Source organism: Citrobacter sp. Cf072, assembly GCF_030334485.1.
Lineage (GTDB): Bacteria > Pseudomonadota > Gammaproteobacteria > Enterobacterales > Enterobacteriaceae > Citrobacter > Citrobacter freundii.
In genome coordinates, this window is the sequence record NZ_JAOWDX010000026.1 from 88,175 (window position 1) to 109,008 (window position 20,834).

The 20,834-nt window shown below is 50.2% G+C and carries 22 protein-coding genes, 1 tRNA gene and 1 riboswitch; of the genes, 6 read left to right on the top strand and 17 right to left on the bottom strand.

From position 1 onward, the window contains the following. Positions 1–91 precede the first annotated feature (91 nt). Positions 92–601: an SOS-induced cell division inhibitor SulA gene (gene sulA, locus OGX66_RS02025; RefSeq protein WP_088902480.1), complete on the bottom strand. Its 510-nt coding sequence runs from the start codon at positions 599–601 to the stop codon at positions 92–94. A 217-nt stretch (positions 602–818) separates the two neighbouring features. Here sulA and OGX66_RS02030 point away from each other — a divergent pair, with 217 nt between their 5' ends. Next, entirely contained in the window at positions 819–1,433 is a 615-nt protein-coding gene (locus tag OGX66_RS02030) for a TfoX/Sxy family DNA transformation protein (protein ID WP_003035889.1), read from the top strand. Here OGX66_RS02030 and yccS read toward each other — a convergent pair. After that, positions 1,411–3,564 (bottom strand): YccS family putative transporter, encoded by a 2,154-nt coding sequence (gene yccS, locus OGX66_RS02035; protein WP_032939270.1) that lies wholly within the window; start codon positions 3,562–3,564, stop codon positions 1,411–1,413. The genes OGX66_RS02030 and yccS overlap by 23 nt on opposite strands. A gap of 18 nt (positions 3,565–3,582) precedes the next feature. Further along, a complete protein-coding gene (locus OGX66_RS02040) occupies positions 3,583–4,029 on the bottom strand; it encodes a YccF domain-containing protein (protein WP_088902479.1) in 447 nt (148 codons plus the stop codon). 125 nt (positions 4,030–4,154) lie between these two features. Between OGX66_RS02040 and helD the strand changes: the two genes are divergently transcribed. Further along, complete coding sequence (helD, locus tag OGX66_RS02045; protein WP_088902478.1) at positions 4,155–6,209, top strand: DNA helicase IV; 2,055 nt, start codon at positions 4,155–4,157, stop codon at positions 6,207–6,209. Between the two features lie 32 nt (positions 6,210–6,241). On the opposite strand, the gene mgsA is transcribed toward helD, so the two are convergent. Both mgsA and csgI read right to left on the bottom strand, forming a co-directional pair. Continuing rightward, complete coding sequence (gene mgsA, locus OGX66_RS02050; protein WP_003035897.1) at positions 6,242–6,700, bottom strand: methylglyoxal synthase; 459 nt, start codon at positions 6,698–6,700, stop codon at positions 6,242–6,244. Between the two features lie 93 nt (positions 6,701–6,793). Further along, positions 6,794–7,456, bottom strand: a complete 663-nt coding sequence (gene csgI, locus OGX66_RS02055) for a curli synthesis inhibitor (RefSeq protein ID WP_003836835.1) — start codon at positions 7,454–7,456, stop codon at positions 6,794–6,796. 172 nt (positions 7,457–7,628) lie between these two features. Here csgI and OGX66_RS02060 point away from each other — a divergent pair, with 172 nt between their 5' ends. Beyond that, the gene (locus OGX66_RS02060; protein ID WP_003035903.1) at positions 7,629–8,042 is read left to right on the top strand and encodes a CoA-binding protein; all 414 of its coding nucleotides are present in this window, start codon (positions 7,629–7,631) and stop codon (positions 8,040–8,042) included. A gap of 61 nt (positions 8,043–8,103) precedes the next feature. Here the strand turns inward: OGX66_RS02060 and hspQ are convergent, their stop codons facing one another. Both hspQ and rlmI read right to left on the bottom strand, forming a co-directional pair. Beyond that, positions 8,104–8,421 carry a heat shock protein HspQ gene (gene hspQ, locus OGX66_RS02065; RefSeq protein ID WP_003035905.1) on the bottom strand — a complete coding sequence of 106 codons (318 nt, stop codon included), beginning with the start codon at positions 8,419–8,421 and terminating at the stop codon, positions 8,104–8,106. Between the two features lie 57 nt (positions 8,422–8,478). Further along, positions 8,479–9,669: a 23S rRNA (cytosine(1962)-C(5))-methyltransferase RlmI gene (rlmI, locus tag OGX66_RS02070; RefSeq protein WP_088902477.1), complete on the bottom strand. Its 1,191-nt coding sequence runs from the start codon at positions 9,667–9,669 to the stop codon at positions 8,479–8,481. Between the two features lie 94 nt (positions 9,670–9,763). Here rlmI and yccX point away from each other — a divergent pair, with 94 nt between their 5' ends. After that, complete coding sequence (gene yccX / locus OGX66_RS02075; RefSeq protein WP_003035911.1) at positions 9,764–10,045, top strand: acylphosphatase; 282 nt, start codon at positions 9,764–9,766, stop codon at positions 10,043–10,045. On the opposite strand, the gene tusE is transcribed toward yccX, so the two are convergent. Next, positions 10,042–10,371: a sulfurtransferase TusE gene (tusE, locus tag OGX66_RS02080; protein ID WP_003035914.1), complete on the bottom strand. Its 330-nt coding sequence runs from the start codon at positions 10,369–10,371 to the stop codon at positions 10,042–10,044. The two genes, yccX and tusE, sit on opposite strands and share 4 nt — an antisense overlap. 88 nt (positions 10,372–10,459) lie before the next feature. Beyond that, positions 10,460–11,119 (bottom strand): FtsH protease modulator YccA, encoded by a 660-nt coding sequence (gene yccA / locus OGX66_RS02085; protein ID WP_003035917.1) that lies wholly within the window; start codon positions 11,117–11,119, stop codon positions 10,460–10,462. Between the two features lie 271 nt (positions 11,120–11,390). Between yccA and OGX66_RS02090 the strand changes: the two genes are divergently transcribed. Then, a complete protein-coding gene (locus OGX66_RS02090) occupies positions 11,391–13,019 on the top strand; it encodes an ABC transporter substrate-binding protein (protein ID WP_003035920.1) in 1,629 nt (542 codons plus the stop codon). A 142-nt stretch (positions 13,020–13,161) separates the two neighbouring features. Further along, positions 13,162–13,249 (top strand) — tRNA-Ser (locus OGX66_RS02095). A gap of 154 nt (positions 13,250–13,403) precedes the next feature. Here the strand turns inward: OGX66_RS02095 and OGX66_RS02100 are convergent. The 8 genes from OGX66_RS02100 to OGX66_RS02135 all read right to left on the bottom strand — a co-directional run bounded on the left by OGX66_RS02100 (position 13,404) and on the right by OGX66_RS02135 (position 20,597). Beyond that, entirely contained in the window at positions 13,404–14,207 is an 804-nt protein-coding gene (locus OGX66_RS02100) for a cytochrome c1 (protein WP_008320240.1), read from the bottom strand. Positions 14,208–14,209: 2 nt separating this feature from the next. Next, complete coding sequence (locus OGX66_RS02105) at positions 14,210–15,370, bottom strand: cytochrome b (protein ID WP_088902476.1); 1,161 nt, start codon at positions 15,368–15,370, stop codon at positions 14,210–14,212. A gap of 1 nt (position 15,371) precedes the next feature. Next, positions 15,372–15,923 carry a ubiquinol-cytochrome c reductase iron-sulfur subunit gene (petA, locus tag OGX66_RS02110; RefSeq protein ID WP_003846882.1) on the bottom strand — a complete coding sequence of 184 codons (552 nt, stop codon included), beginning with the start codon at positions 15,921–15,923 and terminating at the stop codon, positions 15,372–15,374. A 27-nt stretch (positions 15,924–15,950) separates the two neighbouring features. After that, entirely contained in the window at positions 15,951–16,391 is a 441-nt protein-coding gene (locus OGX66_RS02115) for a pseudoazurin (RefSeq protein WP_003035925.1), read from the bottom strand. Positions 16,392–16,401: 10 nt separating this feature from the next. Next, positions 16,402–17,217, bottom strand: coding sequence for an ABC transporter ATP-binding protein (locus OGX66_RS02120; RefSeq protein WP_061548786.1), 816 nt, complete (start codon positions 17,215–17,217; stop codon positions 16,402–16,404). Beyond that, a complete protein-coding gene (locus OGX66_RS02125; protein ID WP_088902475.1) occupies positions 17,214–18,281 on the bottom strand; it encodes a FecCD family ABC transporter permease in 1,068 nt (355 codons plus the stop codon). The genes OGX66_RS02120 and OGX66_RS02125 overlap by 4 nt, the downstream gene beginning before the upstream one ends. A 66-nt stretch (positions 18,282–18,347) precedes the next feature. Continuing rightward, complete coding sequence (locus OGX66_RS02130) at positions 18,348–19,400, bottom strand: ABC transporter substrate-binding protein (protein WP_003035934.1); 1,053 nt, start codon at positions 19,398–19,400, stop codon at positions 18,348–18,350. 221 nt (positions 19,401–19,621) lie between these two features. After that, positions 19,622–19,845, bottom strand: a riboswitch (cobalamin riboswitch). 242 nt (positions 19,846–20,087) lie between these two features. After that, positions 20,088–20,597 carry a GNAT family N-acetyltransferase gene (locus tag OGX66_RS02135; RefSeq protein ID WP_016149892.1) on the bottom strand — a complete coding sequence of 170 codons (510 nt, stop codon included), beginning with the start codon at positions 20,595–20,597 and terminating at the stop codon, positions 20,088–20,090. Positions 20,598–20,834 lie beyond the last annotated feature (237 nt).

The following is a 20,834-nucleotide window of genomic DNA, read 5'->3' on the forward strand; positions in this document are numbered from 1 at the left end:
GCTTGAGACAGGCGTTCGGACGAAAAACGCGTTAAAGCTCAAAGGCAAATTGAAGCATGAAAAAAAATTCCAGGATAAATCCTAATTTTACTTAATGATACAAATTCGAGTGAATTTTTAGCCCAGAATGCTGTCTCCCCGCAAGTGCCTGGGCGCGAACCGGACGCATGATAAATCCCATCGCATTACCTTCGTCAGCCGCTTTGACCAGTTCGGCATGTTCATCTTCCGTTAATTCTTCCGCCAGCCAGCCAATGACAACACTGTAATTACCCGTGCGTAGCGCACGAATCATCGATTCCAGCGTATTGCAAGGGGAGAGTTGGCTAATCTGCATTACTTTTGTCAATGGAAGTCCGGCTGACTGCACCCACTCCCGGCTTAATTTTTGCTGAGGCGTCAGCCACAGCTGCCAGCGTGATTGCTGCCCTAACTGTTGCAGCAGAGGAAGCAGCAGTAGTTGCGTCATCATGGGCTGGTCCTCGCGATAGACTACTTCACTGATAAGCCCAGCGGTAGCGTTCTCTGATGAAACGCGCGCAATGTTGCTTGATGCGGAAGAGAACGACGAAGAACGATTTGCATAGCCTGAAGTGTACATAATCAATCCAGCCCTGTGAGTCACTGTATGAATATACAGTAACCCTGCTATCAACAAAGATCAACCTTATTTTCGGAAACAGGTTCGCAATTTTTAGTCGTCGTCACGGGAAAAATAAAATTCATCTTGCCCCATACGCATAAGTTGCCTATTTTCGTCATTAACGGATCCGCTATTGAAAATCATTTGCTTACGTTATGATTTAAAAAGGATTTTTATGAAAGAGCTTTCTTATGCAAGGATCTATAAATCGCAGGAATATCTGGCTTCTCTGGGGACAATTCACTATCGCTCACTGTTTGGTGGCTACAGTCTGACGGTTGGCGATACGGTCTTTGCCATGGTCGCCAATGGTGAGTTGTATCTTCGCGCCTGTGAACAGAGCGCCCAGTATTGTGTACAAAATTCTCCTGTCTGGCTGACATTTATTAAGCGGGGACGTCCTCTTGTACTTAATTATTACCAGGTGAACGATGCCCTGTGGCAAAACCAGCAGCAACTGGTGTCGTTATCGCGATATTCGTTGGATGCAGCGGTTAAGGAAAAACAGAGTCGCTTTACCCAGCATCGTCTGCGGGAATTGCCAAATATGACGTTTCATCTGGAGACTCTGCTGAATGAAGTTGGAATTAAAGATGAGGGGACTATGCGGTCGTTGGGAGCACAAATGTGCTGGCTGAAACTTCGGCAAAATAACCCGGCTCTGACGGTAAAAGTACTCTATGCCCTTGAAGGCGCGGTAGGGGGGATACATGAAGCCGCGCTCCCGGCGACGCGTCGCCAGGAGCTGGTGGAGTGGGTAAGTTCTCTTACGCCGGAACCGGGGTATTAGAAGGCAGAGCGGCAATTTGCTGCTGTAATCGCCGGATTTCCGGGAGCAGAGCGATCAATAACCCAACTTGCTGAACGACCAGAGGCTCTTTACTGTCCGGGCGTGGTTCCAGGTGCTGAATTCGCTGCTTCAGCCCTTCTAACGCCTGGTATACGCGTTGCTCGTCAGCGGGTTGATGGTGAAGGGCATCATCAACATAGCAAACAGCGTCATCCAGCAATGCCAGAACGTCTGGATTGGTCAACTGTTCGCGATGTGCGCCAAGCGCAGAAATATAGCTGGTAAACGTATGGTTGAGACACAGTAAACGGAACGCCGTTTCGCGGGTTTGGGCCGTCACATCCGGCTCGCTCGACATGTTTGACACCACGGAGGCGAGTTCAGCATCACGGTTATGCGCGTCACGGCGAGCGATACGGTAGGCCAGACGATTATCACGACCCTGATGATATTGTTCGAGAATTGCATCAAGGTAGCGGCAGTTAGCGTCAGTCGCCCGCTCAATTACCCGTGGTAGATTACGAAAACGCCAGTCTGGCCAGATGAAACTGACAGCCGCCCAGGCGATAGCACAGCCAATTAGCGTATCGATGACACGCGGCAGCGCAACCTCAAAGCCTTCGCCGAGCAGGTTAAAGCACAGTAATACCAGCAGCGTGATAAACATGGTGGCATGCGCATACTGGACGTTGCGAAAGGCAAAAAACAGTACACCAGTGATCACTAAAAGTATTAGCTGCCCTTCTAAAGAGGGCACAAACCACAGGATCGGTAAACCGATGGCAATCCCAACCAACGTGCCGATAATCCTGAGCGCCAGGCGATGTCGGGTGGCATTGTAGTTTGGTTGACAGACAAACAGGCTGGTCAGCAAGATCCAGTATCCGTGATTCATGCCGGTTACCTGGATAATGGCATAACCAACACAGAGCACTAACGACATGCGGACGGCATGGCGAAACAGTGCGGACTCTGGGGTGAAATTACGGCTCAGGCGTAACCAGATATCACTGAATCCATGGGGACTGTCATCAGCAAGCTGATTTTCAGACTCATTGCGCGAGAGTACCTGAGCCTGTTCAGACTCAATAGTGGCCAGTTGCGCATCGATAGCCCGCAGGTTCGATAGTAAGAATCCCAGCGTATTGAGCAGATCTGCAGGCTCACCACTGGCACGCATGCGCTCAAGTGCGGCATCTATATGGGTGAAGACGCGTTCAAAGTGCGGATCGTGCTGGTAAGGCGTGCGCAATAAAATACAACGAGACAATTGTGAACAGGCTTGTCCTTGCATCGACATCAACCGCTGGAAGCGGAACATCACATCGCTGTGACGGAAATGATCGCGTAGCGTTTGATATTGAATATGTGAGGAGCTTGCGCGTTCATGAATATCCTGCGCCACAAAATAGTAATGTAGCGTGCGACGTGTTCCCCGTTGTCCACGGTCACCGCGCAGGCGAGTCAGCAGCGACACTTTGGTCTGGTTTAGCGTTGCCATCAGTTGCCCATTAGCGAGGGCTAAATCATACAACGGCGCCTGGCTTTCATCTTCGATGTCGGGATCAAAAAGACGCGACTTCAGTTCCAGGTAGTGCGCTAATTGTTCGTAGCTGCGGGCCAGATTGTCCTGTAAGGGGCGGATGGGGAACAGAAGATGTCCGGTGAGCGTCAGCAGGTTATACCAGATAGCGCCAGCGAGCAGCAGGATTGGTTGTTGATACCACTGATCGTAAAGCGAGGTGCCCAGCATCGTGTAAATGGCGATGAGCAACGCGCCAAAAGCGATGGTTGCATAGCGCTGGCCTAATCCCCCCAGCAGAATAAAACCGCTGGTGGAAAGCGTTAACCCAATAGCAAACAGCCAGGGCCATGGGAAGAGCAGTTCAACGGAGGCTGAGGCAATAAAAAAGCACACCAGCGTGATGATTAAATTGCGCAGTCGGCCCGCGAGACGATCATCGAGATCGGTAAGTGCGGCAGCGACCATACCTAGCGTGAGAGGGATGGTCAGCTTGACGTCACCCAGCCACCAGGGCAGCGCCGTTGTACCGCATAGCGCGATAAAAATCCGCACGTAGTACAGCCAGGTGCTGTTCCAGGTATAGCGTTTGAGCAGAGGACTTAACATAAAGGCCATTGGTCCTGATTATTCAAAGCGACGACGTGCATTGGCTTCACGCGCTGCACGGGCAACTTCTACTGAAACTACCCGGCGACCCACCGGCCAGAGCGCAATGGCAGCGATTTTAAAGTTCGCAATGCCAACCGGAATACCAATAATCGTTATGCACTGAGCAATACCAGAGACAATGTGCATCAGACACAACCACCAGCCGAAGAAAATCAGCCAGAAAATATTGAGCACGATGCCGCCGGTATTCAACAGGACGCTTTTACCGGCCGGATTCAGTTCATCGACATGTATCGCTTCGTTGCCATAGGGAAACAGCGAAAGTCGGGTTATCTCCCAGCATGAACGGGTCAAGGGTAAAGTAAAAATAAGCACGATACTGACCAGCGTTGCCAGTAACCAGGCCAGGGTGGTGGCGAACCCCCCAAGCACAAAATTTAAAATATTCAGAACAGTACGCATAAACCCTCGGTTAACTCTGGTTTTCTGTGAATTCGGCAATTGTAACGTTTTTTTGGGCTGGAGCACGTTTTCTCTGGCGGTTACACTGATAAGCAAACCTCTTCGTGTGGATCCGCTTGAGTCTTATGGAACTGAAAGCTACTTCTCTTGGAAAACGTCTGGCACAACACCCTTACGATCGGGCCGTTATTCTCAATGCCGGGATTAAAGTTTCCGGCGATCGTCACGAGTATCTTATTCCCTTCAATCAGTTATTGGCTATTCATTGCAAACGTGGTCTGGTGTGGGGCGAGCTGGAGTTTGTACTCCCGGATGAGAAGGTGGTTCGTCTTCACGGTACAGAGTGGGCGGAAACCCAGCGCTTCCATCATCATTTGAATGCACTCTGGCAGCAGTGGAGCCAGGAAATGAGTGACGTTGCTGCGGGGGTTTTACAGCAGCAGTTGGATGCGATAGCGGCGCGTACTAGTGAAAATAAATGGCTGACGCGCGAACAAACGTCAGGGCTGCAGCAGCAGATTCGCCGTGCCTTTGCCGCTTTACCGCTCCCGGTTAATCGGCTGGAAGAATTTGAAAATTGCCGGGAGGCGTTACGTCAATGCCAGGCGTGGTTGAAGGACATTGAAGCCTGCCGCTTACAGCACAATCAGGCGTACACCGAGGCAATGCTGGAAGAGTATGCTGAGTTTTTCCAGCATATTGAATCTTCGCCGTTGAACCCTGCTCAGGCGCGCGCGGTAGTGAACGGTGAGCAATCATTGTTGGTACTTGCAGGGGCTGGAAGCGGTAAAACATCTGTGTTGGTTGCCCGGGCTGGTTGGTTGCTTGCGCGAGGAGAGGCGGCGGCTGAACAGATCCTGTTGCTGGCGTTTGGACGCAAAGCAGCCCAGGAGATGGATGACCGCATTCGTGAGCGTCTGCATACGGACGAGGTCACTGCACGGACATTCCATTCACTGGCGTTGTACATTATTTCGCAAGGTAGCAAAAAAGTTCCAACAGTGAGCAAGCTGGAAAATGATGCCGCCGCTCGCAGTAAACTCTTTATAACGACCTGGCGTCAGCAGTGCAGTGAGAAAAAGGCTCAGGCTAAAGGCTGGCGACAATGGTTAGAAGAAGAAATGCAGTGGTCTGTACCCGAAGGTAACTTCTGGGATGACGAAAAATTACAGCGCCGTCTGGCCTCCCGGTTGGATCGCTGGGTTAGTTTGATGCGGATGCATTGTGGAGCACAGGCGGAGATGATTGCTAATGCTCCGGAGGAGATCCGCGATCTGTTCAGTAAACGCATAAAGCTAATGGCGCCGCTGCTCAAGGCCTGGAAGAGTGCCCTGAAGGATGAGAATGCCGTCGATTTCTCCGGGTTGATCCATCAGGCTATTGTCATTCTGGAGAAGGGGCGGTTTATCAGTCCGTGGAAACATATTCTGGTCGATGAATTTCAGGATATTTCCCCTCAGCGCGCCGCCCTGTTAGCCGCCTTGCGAAAGCAAAACTCGCAGACCACGCTGTTTGCCGTGGGAGATGACTGGCAGGCCATTTACCGGTTCAGCGGAGCACAGCTTTCTCTGACGACCGCATTCCAGCAAAATTTTGGTGAGGGCGATAGCTGTAATCTGGATACGACTTACCGTTTTAATAGCCGGATTGGCGAAGTCGCAAACCAGTTTATCCAGCAAAACCCACATCAGCTCAGGAAACCGCTGAACAGTCTGACGACCGGTGATAAAAAAGCTGTCACGTTGCTCGATGAAAGTCAGTTAGATCTGTTGCTGGATAAGCTGTCGGGTTTTGTGAAAGCTGAAGAGAGAATTCTGGTGCTGGCGCGGTACCATCATCTGAAGCCAGCCAGCCTGGACAAAGCGGCCACCCGCTGGCCCAAGCTGCAGTTGGATTTTATGACTATTCATGCCAGCAAAGGGCAGCAGGCGGATTACGTCATTGTTATGGGGCTTCATGACGGGAATGACGGTTTTCCGGCCCCGGCTCGCGAGTCGATTATGGAAGAGGCGTTACTCCCGGCTGTTGAAGATTTTCCTGATGCTGAAGAGAGGCGGTTGCTGTATGTGGCGCTAACGCGTGCACGGCATCGGGTATGGCTACTGTTTAGCAAAGACGCGCCATCATGTTTTGTTGATGAGCTTAAGCAATTAGACGTTCCGGTGACCCGGAAACCCTGAAAAGCAGGCGGCAGTTGCCGCCTGCTTAGCGTTTATTTGAGGCGTTCTGCAAGATAACGGGCGTAATCCGGGATCAAGATATCCGTTGCGTCGTTGAAGTTTGGCGACTGGATAATAAAATCAGCCGTTGACACGTTGGTGGCGACCGGAATGTTCCAGACTGTGGCCAGGCGTAGCAGGGCTTTGACATCAGGATCGTGGGGAACGGCGTTGAGCGGATCCCAGAAGAAAATCAGCACATCAATTTTCCCTTCTGAAATTAGCGCACCCACCTGCTGGTCACCACCCATCGGGCCGCTCAGCATGGCGTTGACGTCCATTCCTGTCGCGCGTTGAATTAAATTTCCAGTTGTTCCTGTAGCATACAGAACGTGTTTTTCCAGTAATGGCTGGTGGCGTTCAACCCAGCTCATCAACATCTTTTTGCAGTGATCGTGTGCGACCAACGCAATATGTTTCTGCGCTGGTAATGTGCGAGTCGTTAATTCCATAGTACAGCTCCCAAGTTAACCTTGTTACAGAGTACTGGAAGCACTTGACGCTGCAAGAGAAAGACAAAAAAAATGCGTATACGAACATAAATGTCACGATGGGGGCTGTTTCTCAGCCCATTGTAAGAAGTTACTCCGCGTTTGTGCGTCAGCCTGTTGAAACCAATATTTTAAGCGTTGCTCAGTCAGCGTTTGCGACTGAGGCGGCACGCGGTCCAGTTCAGATACCCCGGAAAGCAGCGAACTGTCATCTGCCATCATCGTGGCAAATTGCGGTAAAGACGCATGCTTAGCCGCTTTGTTATAGCGCTCTGTTTCCATTTCATAATCTACGATTTTTGCGGTGGATGTGATTGACAGAATATCCAGCTTAACCGGTATAGGCATGGAATCCCCATCCAGCAGTTCTACGCGTGGGGCATCGTCAAAATGCGTTGCATCTCGCTCGTTGCTCAGACGTGGCAGGTGAAAATTAACCTGACTGACGAGTTGGGTATCAAAGCTGATGACCAGCGGGGGCGAAATATACAGACGTTCTTCGTGGCTGGACAGGCGAATGGTTTTTTCTACGCGAAACACGAGCTGGTGCCGACCATTTTCCAGCTCAATACTTTCGGCACCACGCAGTAATGAGCTGGAGACTTTTTTTCCGTCCAGCACCAGAAGGTCAATATCATTAGACAGACGTAGAGAGGTAGCAAAAACGGTTACCGGCAAACACAGGGCAATTAAGGCTGTCACAATGCCGGCTTTCATAGGTTTCTCCTGTCCAGAAAAAATCTGTATAAGATGTATCTAAATTTTTCGATAATCATGTTTACTAACATATAGACATATTTTTGAGTTTAGCTCTCATGCGCCAGTATGGGATGAATGGTCGCAAAGTCAGGTTTGTCGTACACTTTGCTAAACAGCCTGGAGGAAAACGATGAAAGAGACCGATATTGCTGGCATTTTGACAACGACCCGCACGATTGCACTGGTGGGTGCAAGCGATAAACCCGATCGCCCAAGCTATCGGGTTATGAAATATTTACTCGATCAGGGCTATCACGTTATTCCTGTTTCACCGAAAGTTGCCGGAAAAACACTGCTGGGGCAGCAGGGCTATGCGACGCTGGCAGATGTACCAGAGAAAGTGGATATGGTAGATGTCTTCCGTAATTCCGAAGCGGCGTGGGGTGTTGCTCAGGAGGCAATTGCCATCGGCGCGAAGACCCTATGGATGCAGCTCGGCGTGATTAACGAGCAAGCAGCCGTACTGGCTCGTGATGCAGGGTTGACGGTGGTGATGGATCGTTGCCCGGCGATTGAGATCCCGCGGCTGGGACTGGCGAAGTAAGGTTGATCTGTAGCCGAACAAAACGCACAGACCCGATTAGCTAATCGGGTCTGTGTTTGCATCAATTGCGCAGGCGCGGGGCCTGAAGCTGTTTTCGAATTGTTCGCGCCAGTTCATCCATCGACGGTTGCTCCGGATGTTCTTCCTGTAGCTCACTACTCAGTTGTGCTTCGGCCAGATACGTATGTACTGGCAGACCATTATCGTCTTCCATCACCACGTGATACCAGGGAGCGGCGCGAAGTTCGTCGTTAACCGCCAACTCATCGGCTGACGGTTGATCAAGCGAATATTCCGGGTCGATATCCACGACCACTCCGAGGTAACCTAACAGGGAATGGCGGACCTGCTGGCCGATACCGAATTTGCTGGCAATCATAGTCACCTCCCGGGAAATAGATACCCTCTATGTAAGGGTAATATTCCACTTTTCAAGTTACATGATGCGACAGGCAAACCCTTTCAGATACAGCCCTTCCGGGTAGGTAGCGATCACCGGGTGATCGGCGGCCTGACGGAACTGCTCTATAAATTGTACATCACGACCAGCATCTATTGCGGCATCAGCGATGATTTTCTGAAATAAATCGGTGGTCATAAGCCCAGAGCAGGAGAAAGTCAGCAGTACGCCGCCCGGATTGAGTAACTGAATAGCCAGCATATTGATGTCCTTATAGCCGCGGCAGGCGCCCATCAACTGGCTTTTGTTTTCGACAAATTTCGGCGGATCCATCACGATGACGTCGAATTTCTCACCACGATCGCGATAAGCTCGCAGAAGTTTGAACACATCATCACGCACGAACTCAGCTTTGCTCAGATCCAGCTTGTTCAGTTCCACGTTCTGGCGGGCAATATCGAGCGCTTCCTGAGAGGTGTCAACGCTGACGACCTGACGGCAGCCACCCATTAATGCTGAAACCGCAAATCCACCGGTATAAGAGAAACAGTTCAGCACACGCTGATTTTCCACATAACGACGCGTGGCCAGGCGGCTATCGCGTTGATCGAGGTAGTAACCGGTTTTGTGACCATGCTGAATATCAACCAGTAGCTTCATGCCGTGCTCTTCAATTGGCAGCAGTGCTGGCGGAAGCTCGCCCGTTACTGGCCCTTGAGTCAGCTCCATACCTTCTTTTTTACGCACCGCAACATCGCTACGGTCATAAATGGCGCAGTCCGGGAAAACAATTTGCAAAGCGCTAATCAGCGCTGCGCGTTGGTATTCAGCCCCCGCACTGAGCAACTGCAACACCAGGAAGTTGCCGAAGCGGTCAATGGTGACACCCGGCAGACCATCGGATTCTCCGGCGATCAGACGGTAGCTGTCCAGACCGTCTTTTTTCGCCAGCCAGTCACGCCATGTCTGCGCCTGCTGCAGACGACGGGTAAAGAAATCAATATCGATGGACTCAGACTTGTCAAATGTCCAGACGCGTGCACGGATCTGCGACGAGGGTGAGTACGCGCCGCGTGCTAACCATTTACCCTGATGGTCAACAATATCGATGGTTTCACCGAGGTTGGCTTTACCTTCCATACGTGCGACAGCACCGGAAAAGACCCACGGATGGCGGCGCAGTAATGATTTTTCGCGCCCTTTGGCTAACACTAAACGTACACTCATAATTTACTATTCTGTCAATTCAAAGAAATGGGCGCCATTGTCCTGAGTTTTACGCATATTTGCAACGCGCGCTGTGATGATAAGGAGAACCGCAATGTCGAAAGTCTGCATAATCGCCTGGGTCTATGGCCGGGTTCAGGGGGTAGGATTTCGCTACACCACCCAGCATGAAGCACAACGGCTGGGATTGACCGGATACGCGAAGAATATGGATGACGGCAGCGTAGAGGTAGTCGCCTGCGGTGAAAGTGACCGGGTGGAACAACTGATGAAGTGGTTGAAAGCCGGGGGGCCGCGAAGCGCCAGGGTAGACAGAGTTCTCAGCGAACCCCATCGTCCTGGCGACGAGCTAAAGGGATTTAGTATCCGTTATTAAATACATTTCACCGGTTTCGGCAGGCCGGCAATTTTAGTCGCCTGCTTGGCCGGACCTTTCGGGAACAGGCGGTAGAGATAACGGCTGTTGCCTTTCTCTTCGCCGAACTTGTTGGCCATCGCTTTTACCAGCATGCGGATAGCGGGGGAGGTATTAAATTCCAGATAAAAATCGCGGACAAAACGCACCACTTCCCAGTGTTCTGCGGAGAGCGTAATGCCTTCGTTTTCGGCGATTTTCTCGGCCAGCGGCTCGCTCCACAGCGTGGTATCTTTCAGATAGCCTTCGCTATCGGTACTGATTTCTTTACCTTCAAAGATCAACATAATTTGTCACTACGTTAGTCAAACTGGCGGCAGTTTACCAAAAAAGAAAGCCCCGCATAAGCGGGGCTGGATAGTGCGAGTTGACAACTTAGTCGCGGCTGGCGAAGCCCAGAATGCTCAGCAGGCTGACGAAGATGTTGTACAGCGAAACATACAGGCTGACCGTTGCACGGATGTAGTTGGTTTCACCACCACGGATGATATTGCTGGTTTCAAACAGGATAGCGCCTGAAGAAATCAGAATAAACACCGCACTGATGGCCAGATGCAGAGCTGGCAGTTGCAGGAAGATATTCGCAACCATACCAATCAGCACCACCACGATACCTGCCATCAGCATACCGCCGAGGAAGGACATGTCTTTACGGGTGGTCAGCACATAGGCAGAACAGCTGAAGAAGACCAGAGCAGTGCCGCCCAGCGCCATACCGATAACATCACCCATGCCTGCAGACAGGTAGGTGTTCAGAATCGGTCCCAGAATGTAGCCCAGGAAGCCGGTGAATGCGAAAGCAGACAGAATTCCGACCGGCTTATCCGCAGTTTTATATGTCAGGAACATCAGACCATACATACCCACCAGCGTCAGGATTAGACCCGGGGATGGCAGCATCAGCACGGTGCTTGCCGTTGCGGTGATGGCAGAAAACGCCAGCGTCAGGCTGAGCAGAAAATAGGTATTGCGCAGCACTTTATGCGTGCTGAGTAGCGATGTACGGTCGCGCGAAGAACTAATAATACGATCCATGAGTCACTCTCTTATGACAGATGTAATTAATGATGGAGGATAATGAAATCAAGGGGAATGACACAGCGGTTTTACCCATCTTTACGCATTTTAACCCGCCAGACTTAAGCATATTATTTCAGCAAAAGTGTCTAAATTAGATGTTACCACTTATTGTTTGAAAATGTCAGATCGACATCTTATAGGTCACTGAAAAATATTGCGTTATTTACTGCATCCCTTTATGAGTGATTGCGGTGTCATCACAAAACAGAACAATAAGGTGCAGGGAATGACTCAACACAAATCGAAGGTATTTACGTTTACGCTGTTGGCCGCCTGTGTGATATCAATAAACGGCGCGGCATGGGCAGCTCATGTTCCCGCAGGAACAGCATTGGCTGAAAAGCAGGAACTGGTGAGAAATAATGGCAGTGAGCCGGCATCGCTGGATCCGCATAAAGTCGAAAGCAACGTTGAGTTTAATTTAATCAGCGATATGTTCGACGGTCTGGTTGCTGTCAATCAGGATGGGTCTATCGAGCCCCGCCTTGCGGCATCCTGGGAGAATAAAGACAATACTATCTGGACCTTTCATTTACGTCCGGGCATTACCTGGTCTGATGGCTCTGCGATTACCGCACAGGATGTTGTCTGGAGTTGGCAGCGTCTGGTCTCGCCGCAAACGGCTTCACCTTATGCTTCGTATCTGGGCAATATGCATGTTGCGAACGCGGTTGATATTGCCCAAGGGAATAAAGATCCCGCTACACTAGGGGTCAAAGCCCTGGATGATACCACGCTGGAAATTACCCTGACGCAACCGACGGCGGCGTTTCTGGCGATGCTGGCGCATCCATCGTTGGTGCCGCTGGATAAAGTTCTGATTGGGCGTTTTGGCGACAAGTGGACCCGACCAGAACATTTTGTCAGCAGTGGGCCGTACAAACTATCGCAATGGGTGGTCAATGAGCGCATCGTTGCCGAGCGTAACCCACATTACTGGGACGATCGGCATACGGTTATTAATAAAGTTACTTATTTGCCCATCAGCTCAGAGTCGGCTGACGTAAACCGCTATAAGGCCGGTGAAATCGACATTGTTTATAGCGTACCGGTCAATCAGTTCGCCCAACTGAAAAAAACGATGGGCGATGAACTGCATGTCTCTCCCCAGCTTTCAACGTATTACTATCAGTTCAATACAACCCGCGCGCCGTTTAATGATCCGCGCGTGCGCCGGGCGCTGAATATGGCGCTGGATAAAGACATCATTGCGCAAAAGGTGATGGGGCAGGGGCAGCGAGCAGCGTGGGTTATCAGCCAGCCGGAAATAGGTGGGGTGAAACTGCATGCACCGGAGTATGCGTCATGGCCGCTCGAAAAACGTATTGCTGAAGCCAAAAAACTGCTTGCTGAAGCCGGTTTTGGTCCTGAGCATCCGCTTAGCTTGAATTTGCTCTACAACACCTTCGAAACGCACCAGCGTATTGCGATTGCCGCATCGTCGATGTGGAAGAAAAACCTTGGCGTCGAGGCGAAGCTGCAAAACCAGGAATGGAAAACCATGCTGGACACTATGCACACCGGTAATTTTGACGTCGTGCGCTATGCGTGGATAGCCGATTATGATGATGCTTCAAGTTTCCTCAATATTTTCCGTACCGGTGATAGCGAGAATACTACCAAGTACAGCAATCCCGCCTTTGATGAAGCGATGCGTAATGCGGCGAAAGCAAATTCACTGGAAGAACGAGGCAAATACTATCAGCAGGCTGAAGATCTTTTAGGTGATGATGTCCCTGCGATTCCGGTTTACCACTATGTCCGCACGCATCTGGTGAAGCCGTGGGTGGGGGGATTTGCGCCGGATAACCGGGGAAATTACTACACCAAAGATATGTACATCAAAAAACATTAAGCGTTGTAGTCGGTATTTGTGCTGATTAAATGGTCAATCTGTTGTTATTTCAGTCGATTAACAACATTTTGGCTGTTTTTCAGGCAAACGAACACATTGGTGCTTTACAGGTCCGTTCGGGATGTTTATAGTGCGCCTCATTGGAAGCGTGGCCGAGCGGTTGAAGGCACCGGTCTTGAAAACCGGCGACCCGAAAGGGTTCTAGAGTTCGAATCTCTACGCTTCCGCCAAACATAAACCCCAAGCTATGAAATAGCTTGGGGTTTTTTCGTTTTGCTCGGTTTATATTTTGTCTTCCTTTACTCGTCTTAGTCGTGCAAGAGCAACAGTGCTGCTGACCGGTTGAATGCTGGTGAACTGAGTAATCACCCCGCCTCGCAAAAGCTACATGAGCGAACGTCTCTTCATTCGTCGTAATATCCATAGCAGCCCCAGCATAATAGCCAGATAGCCCATAACGTAAATCCCTTGCTGTTTTCGTTCAGAGAGCGCCGGATCGGCTGCCCATGCCAGAAAGGCGGTAACATCCCTGGCGTATTGCTCCTCAGTTTCAGCTTTCTGCGACGCCGGACTCCATTGGATCTCTCCGCTATTCAGCGGTTTCGGCATGTTAATCACGCCGCCCGGAAAATAGCGGTTAGCCTTCAGTTCGGGATCGTCAGGCAGATAGCCGGTGAGTAGCGCGTAGACGTAATCAGCTCCCTGGTCCGTGTAGGGCAGAAAAGCATCTAACAGGAATTGCGGAAATCCACGATCGTATGAGCGGGCGCGGACGATATAGCTCAGGTCAACAGGTTCTGCGCCATTATTAAGGTATCGAGCTTCCCGCTCGTTTAAATATGGCGATATAAAGCTGTCATTTAGCGTCCCGTCCCGCTCACCCATCTGGCCGTCATCCTGAATCTCAGGAAACTGATAGCCGTTAGCGATACTTCTTGCTTCTTCTTCCGTGAGTTCCGGGCCGCCGGATCTGGTCAAGGTTCGAAAGGTAAGGTGCTTCATGCCGTGACAAGCGCGACACTTCTCTTCATAAACCTGCAGACCACGCCGAAGCTGCTCTTTATCATACTGGCCATTGATGCCGCTGAAACTCCATTCCTGTCGTTCAGGCGTGGCTTCTTGCGCATAGGTGGAGCCCAGTCCCAATAGAGAAAAACACAGAACACTGAATTTCAATAGTCGTTTCATTATCAGTCCTGTTTTTCCAGAAAACGACGGCAAGGTAATACGATTAAAAACCAGGCAAACCAAATCAGCGTTGAAAGCTGGGATGCGGCACGTATCCAACCTTCTTCGTTACGAAAACCGTCAAGAAGGTCGGGGCCAACCAGCGCTTTCGATCCTAACCAGCCTAAAAAGCAGGCATTGATGACCCACAGCCAGAATCCGCATTTGACCAGTTTGCTGTAATGGCGAAAACGAGCCCGGGAGGTATCAAGCCAGGGAAGAAAATAGAAAATCAGTATCGAACCGCACATCGCAGCTAGTCCCACGAATTCATTCGGGAAGCAGCGCAAGATGGAGAAGAAGGGAAGGAAATACCATTCTGGCGCAACAATCGCTGGTGTAATCGTTGGGTCTGCGGGAATAAAGTTATCGGCGCTGCTCAGATAGTGCGGAGCAAAGAATAAAAACCAGGCGAAGAGCATCATAAAAAGGGTGATTTTGATGGCATCGAGATCGGTAATTTTGTAATCGAACAACAGGCTCCTGGACTCTTTCTCGCTGAACCTCTTTTTCATCGCCTGGGCAAACGCTGACTGTACGGTACGTATATGAAAAACCGTTGCCACAACAATCATAAAAGGAAGAATAAAGTGGATAACAAAAAAGCGGCCAAGCATCGGTGTTCCCGGCGTATGGCTACCGACTAAATATGCGTATAACGTATCACCCACTAGCGGAATGGCCTGGACAAAGCGAGTAATGACCGTTGCCGCCCAGTAGCTTTTTTGCCCCCAGATAAGACTATAACCAAGAAATGCGGTTATCATCAGGAGGATATACAGCGTGACGCTAATCAACCACATTGTTGTCCAGGGCTTGCGGTACACGTTGTAGTACATACCGCGAAAAATATGCAGATAACAGGCAAAGAAAAAGAGCGATGCGCCAATAGCATGCATATTGCGTATCAGTTCTCCGTGGCGAACCGCACGCATAATATGAATAATGGAGTCAAATGCCAGCCCGGCTGTCGGCACGTAAAACATCGCCAGTACGATACCTGTCAGGATCTGCACGCCGAGCATAACCAGCAGGATTGCGCCGATAGCGAACAGCCAGAGTCCGGCAATCGAACGAGGAAAAGGAATTCGCCAGCGAAGCGAATAGACGCGCTCACTCATCATGTCAGGCTTCCTTAGTGCCGATACGCACGATCTGACCATCAGAATGAAAGGCGTAATCCGGGATTGCCAGGTTGGCCGTTGCGGGGCCGCGCGTCACGCGCCCGGAGGTATCAAATTCCGAGCCGTGGCACGGACAAATCCAGCCCAGCCCTCCCGGCTGGGCGTTGGGGACACATCCGGCATGTGGACAGTACCCTTGAACCACCAGCCATTGGGGATGAACCGCAGAGACCCTCTCGCTGTCAGACTGTGGGTCAATAAGCGTATGCCAGTCGGTATTTCTGGCGGCGACAATCTCTTCCTGCGTGCGGTGGTGAATAAGAATCAGCTTTCCCTGCCATATGCGCCTGATGGTTTGTCCAGCAGCAACACCCGCAAGAGAAACATCAATCGGTTCATTTTCCCCTAGCGTTTTCTCATCCGGGCTCAAGGCCGAAACCAGCGGCCACACGGCAGCCGCGACGCCCGCCGCGCCGACGAATTTCGTCAGTTTACACAGGCATTCCCGACGCTGTTCCTGGATTTCTCCATCTGCAAGTTTTTTATCTGCCACCTTGTATTTCTCCCAGAGTAATGCGGATTATTGTTTGTCGATACGCGCGTAAATTTCCTGAAAGCGCTTATCAGCAATACCTGGCGCTTTGAATGCCCGATAGCTGTCCGGTAACGTGGTATCGCCAACCTTAATCATCATCACCATGCCCTGAGCGTAATGCGGTGAACATTTGATGCCGTAAAATCCGGGATTGTCATAAGTCACCTCGATCTCTTCATCTATTTTTCCCATGAAACCGGGATAGTCAGCTGGAGACAATTCAGCAATTGAAGCCGCGTTGTGGCTCTTATGCTTACGGATAAACTTCACCGTATCACCGGGTTGGATCTCCAGATAATCCGGCTCGTAGACCATCGGCCCCGCAGACCCACGATTCTTCATCAACACTTCGTGAGTTTGCGCGAAGGCTGAAGAGGCGAGGGCGAGTAAACACAAAACTTTCAGACTCTGTTTGAGGTATTTCATCGATTCTTCCTTAAAATTCATCAGGTCTTTGATAACGAATAAAACAGTTTTCACTACCCGCTTCATGTTCGACAACGGCGTCGATACCAAACCAGGCATGGAGATTTTCGCGGGTAAAAACGGTGCAAGGTTTACCCTGCATCGCCATTTGTCCGGAGGTCATTACGATGATGCGATCGCAGAACATTGCGGCATGATTAAGGTCGTGCAGAGCAGCAATCACCGTGAGCTTTTCACGTTTAACCAGACTCAGCAGGCCAATCTGATGTTGAATGTCGAGATGGTTGGTGGGTTCATCCATCAGCAACAATTGCGGCTGCTGCGCCAGCGCCCGTGCAATATGCAGGCGCTGTTTTTCTCCCCCGGAAAAGGTATGCCAGCAGCGGTGCTGTAATTCACTGAGATCGACCTTCTCCAGCATCGTTTGTACGATATCGTCATCTTTGGCAGACCAGGGGGTGAGCAGGCTAAGCCAGGGGGTCCGTCCCAGAGAAACGGCTTGTAAAGCGGTAAGCCGCTCGCTGGTTTCAGCCTGTTGTTCGACCAGCGCCACCTGTTGCGCAAGATGACGCCGCGAATAGTGCTGGAGCGCTTTTTGCCGCAGAGTGATGTGCCCGGAAGTCGGCTTCAGCAAACCGGCCAGCAGTGAAATCAGTGACGTTTTGCCCGAGCCGTTGGGACCGATGATACCGACAAACTCGCCGGGAGTTACGCGGAGAGAAATATCATCAACAATCGTCTTACCCTTTACCTTCCAACGCAGATTGCAGGCTTCAATAACGGCTTGCGCAGAGGCAACAAGTGGCTGTACGAGGTTTACCGTCATTTGTTCTGGTTTCCTCTTATCAGAATGATTGAAAACGCAGGCGCGCCGACCAAAGCCGTGATTACCCCAATGGGCAGTACCTGGCCGGGTAGTAACGTGCGGGAAATAACATCGGCGATAATGAGGAAAATGGCGCCGGTAAGCGCACTAACCGGCAGCAGTCGATGATGCTGGTTGCCGACCAGCAAACGAGCGGCATGAGGGATCACCAGACCGACAAAGCCGATCGCACCAACAATGGAGACCATAATCGCCGTCATGCCGGTGACGGCAGCAATCAGTACTGCGCGGGTACGTTTGACCGGAATGCCCAACGATGCCGCGGATTCAGCGCCAAAGGAGAACGCATCAAGGTGGCGGACATAACAGAAGCACAGCGCAATACCGACCAGAGCGGTAGGAATAGCTAAGACAACATCGGGCCAGCGTACACCGCTCAAATTGCCTAACAACCAGAACATAATTCCGCGTGCTTGCTCGGCGTTTGCTGAGCGGGTGATGATAAGCGACGTAATCGCATTGAACAGTTGCGAACTGGCGATCCCGGCAAGAATGATTTGGGTTGTAATCCCGCCGCCTTGTTTACCGCCAGCGGCCATCGCCAATAGCGCAACGAACAGAAATGCCGTCAGCGCACCAATGAACGCCCCTAAAGACATACTGATGATGCCAGCCCCCAGTCCCGTGAGCGCAATCAGCACCGCACCGGTAGATGCTCCGGCAGAAATCCCCAGTAGATAAGGTTCGGCGAGCGCATTGCGTAGCAACGACTGCAACACTACGCCGGAAACAGCCAGGCAGGCGCCGCAGCTGGCTGAGACCAGTGCTCGGGTCAGTCGGTAGTTCCAGACGATCCCGGCATCCAGTGCATCGACAGGATAGTGGGTATCGAAAAGATGATTTGCCAACGTGCTGAGTACGTGCCGCCAGGGGATAAACGTTTCGCCGATGGAAATGCCCGCCAGCAGTACGCAACACATCAGCGCACTGACCCAAACGGCATGACCACCGACTCTCACCGCAAGCTGACCAACAGCGCGACGCATCCTGCGAGAATCACTCATGATTATCTGCGTTCCTGAGTAACGGAGATGCGCTATACCGTGCCGTGATATAGCGCAAAATGTAGATTAATGAGCAGCCTGCGGATGCGCTAAGCCATATTCAACCAGAGCGTCAGCCAGTTTTTCCACCCCATCAATAGTTCTGATCCCGGCATTCATTGTCTGTACGTCAATGGCCGGCAGATGGTTTTCTTTGACGGCAGGAATCAGTTTGGTGACAGGATCGGACTGGAGGTATTCCATCTTGATCTTCCAGTCATCTGCCGGGAAGCGTCGGCGGCTCATCTCACCGAGCACAATGACAGAAGGGTTAGCTTTAGCGATGGTTTCCCAGCCCACCGTTGGCCACTCTTCAGCAGAATCAATGACATTTTTCACACCCAGCGTTTGGGCTATCCATGCTGCTGGGCCAAACTTCCCGGCAACGTAAGGATCGAGCTGTAAATCGGCGCTTGAGAACCAGAACACGGCAGAAACATTCTTATCCATGCCGGTAATTTTATTTTTTGCTGCTGATTCACGCGCTTTAAGGCTGGCAATCAGCGCTTCGCCTTTATCCTGAACATCAAAAATTTTTGCCAGATCGGCGACTTCCTGATACACCATAGCAATATCAAACATGCCCTTACGAACACCATCACCCCCATCTTCGTTATCCTTAGCACAGTCAGCTGGCGCGGTGTAAACGGGCACCTTCAGTTCACTAAACTGTTCGTATGATGCAACTGTGCCAGCAGGGCCGATTTGCCATTCAAACTGGCTGGCGACCAGATCTGGTTTTTTAGCCACAATTCCTTCAAAGCTGGGAATATTTTGCGCAATGACGGCAACTTTTTCATTTGCTGCTTTGTAAGCATCCAGTACCGGGCCAAACCACAACGAAGTACCCACGACGCGATCGGCCAGCCCCAGTGAATAGAGAATCTCGGTACTGTTCTGACCCACGGTTGCCACGCGCGTTGGTGCCTGATTAAAGGTAATATCGCGTCCACAGTTTTTAATCGTCAGAGGATATTCGGTTTTTGCCGCGTTAGAAAAACCGGAAGTCAACAGTACAGTGGTTCCAACAATAGCCAGAAGCGTTTTTTTAGAAGAGAAAAATGTAGAATTAGCGTGCATTATCATCGTCCCGTTGATGCCAGAATCTTAAAGTCTGGTCATGGCTCATTTCATTCCATATATCGGGAGGAGACATGAAGATAGATGACATTAAATCGTGAATTTTAAGAATGAAGATATGCAACAAATGCAAATAAGCCTTACTTAGCCAAAATCTTATTCATAAATACACTACTGCTTACGTCAAATAATTCATCCCATGGACCATCCCGTCCACTTAATGGTATACATCGTTGACAGCAGGTCTCCTGACTCACGGTAATCAGAATATCAGCCTTCCCATAAAGACGAGCTTTACAGTGACCTGTGGCTTATTAACCACACAAGGATATTCTGCATCCGCCTACAGTTGCGGGGGCAGTTATGGAATTGAATTGAATAATTCTCACCATATTCCTATTCATATACAAAAATGTAATGAAATGCTGTCAAAAGCGACTCTAACGGCAATTGTTAACGAGGTCAACCGTATGAATAAATAGGGAAAACCTCACACATCTGTTAAAATTGTTATATTTTACAGTTGGTTATGCTTAAATCCTTTATCTCGGAGGTCTACATGAAAATAACAATAAAAAGCTAAATGAGAATTGATTGATATTGATCAAACTATAAACACAGTTTTATTTTTTCAATTTAATCATATTGATCGTTATCAATAACGCAGTTAATTAGCGTTGGGTTAATTTAATAATGTGATCTCTGCATATGTACCAATTGCCATTCATCCTGCATATCCATAACGACGCTAAAATCTTTACGCAACCAAAAATGATACCCTCCAGGCAAGAAATGATGAGTATGAAGATATAAGGTTTTATATTTTTGCTGCTGGCAGAACATTTGAGCTAAAGCAAACAACCGGCTTCCGATTCCCTGTCTGCGGTAGCGCGCATCCACGTAGCAACGACAAATTTCTGCCGTTTCAGGCAAATTATAGTGCCCACGTAGCTCAGTGATACGATCATCATATTGACATACAGCAAGTGTAGCGATGAGCTCTTGTTTTTCACTCCATGCGCAAAGTAATAGATTTCTTTCTTGCAAAATATACTGCTGCTTGAGATCGAAGATATCTTCTTCGGCAGCAGGCATGACTCTCCCGGCATTGAAGAACAAATTAAGATGCTTAATAAGGAACGACTGAACAGCAGGTATATCGGCGTGAGTCATCTCACTAAACCTTAATCGGGTCATGGCAGGCATCCAAGCTTAGAGTGGAATACGATAATAACAATAAGACCACTTTCAAAACAATATTGACGCTGCTATGGCTACTCGCGCCAACGCGGTAGTCACCAGCGATTTGGGGGCTAATCTGTTCTTTTATTGTCCTGGGTCTTGCTTTTCCTAACTGTTGCCGAGGCATAGTTTTCCTCTGCATCCTAAGCCTGCAACTCTAACTCTCAGAAATGAGAGGCCGATCCTTTGAGC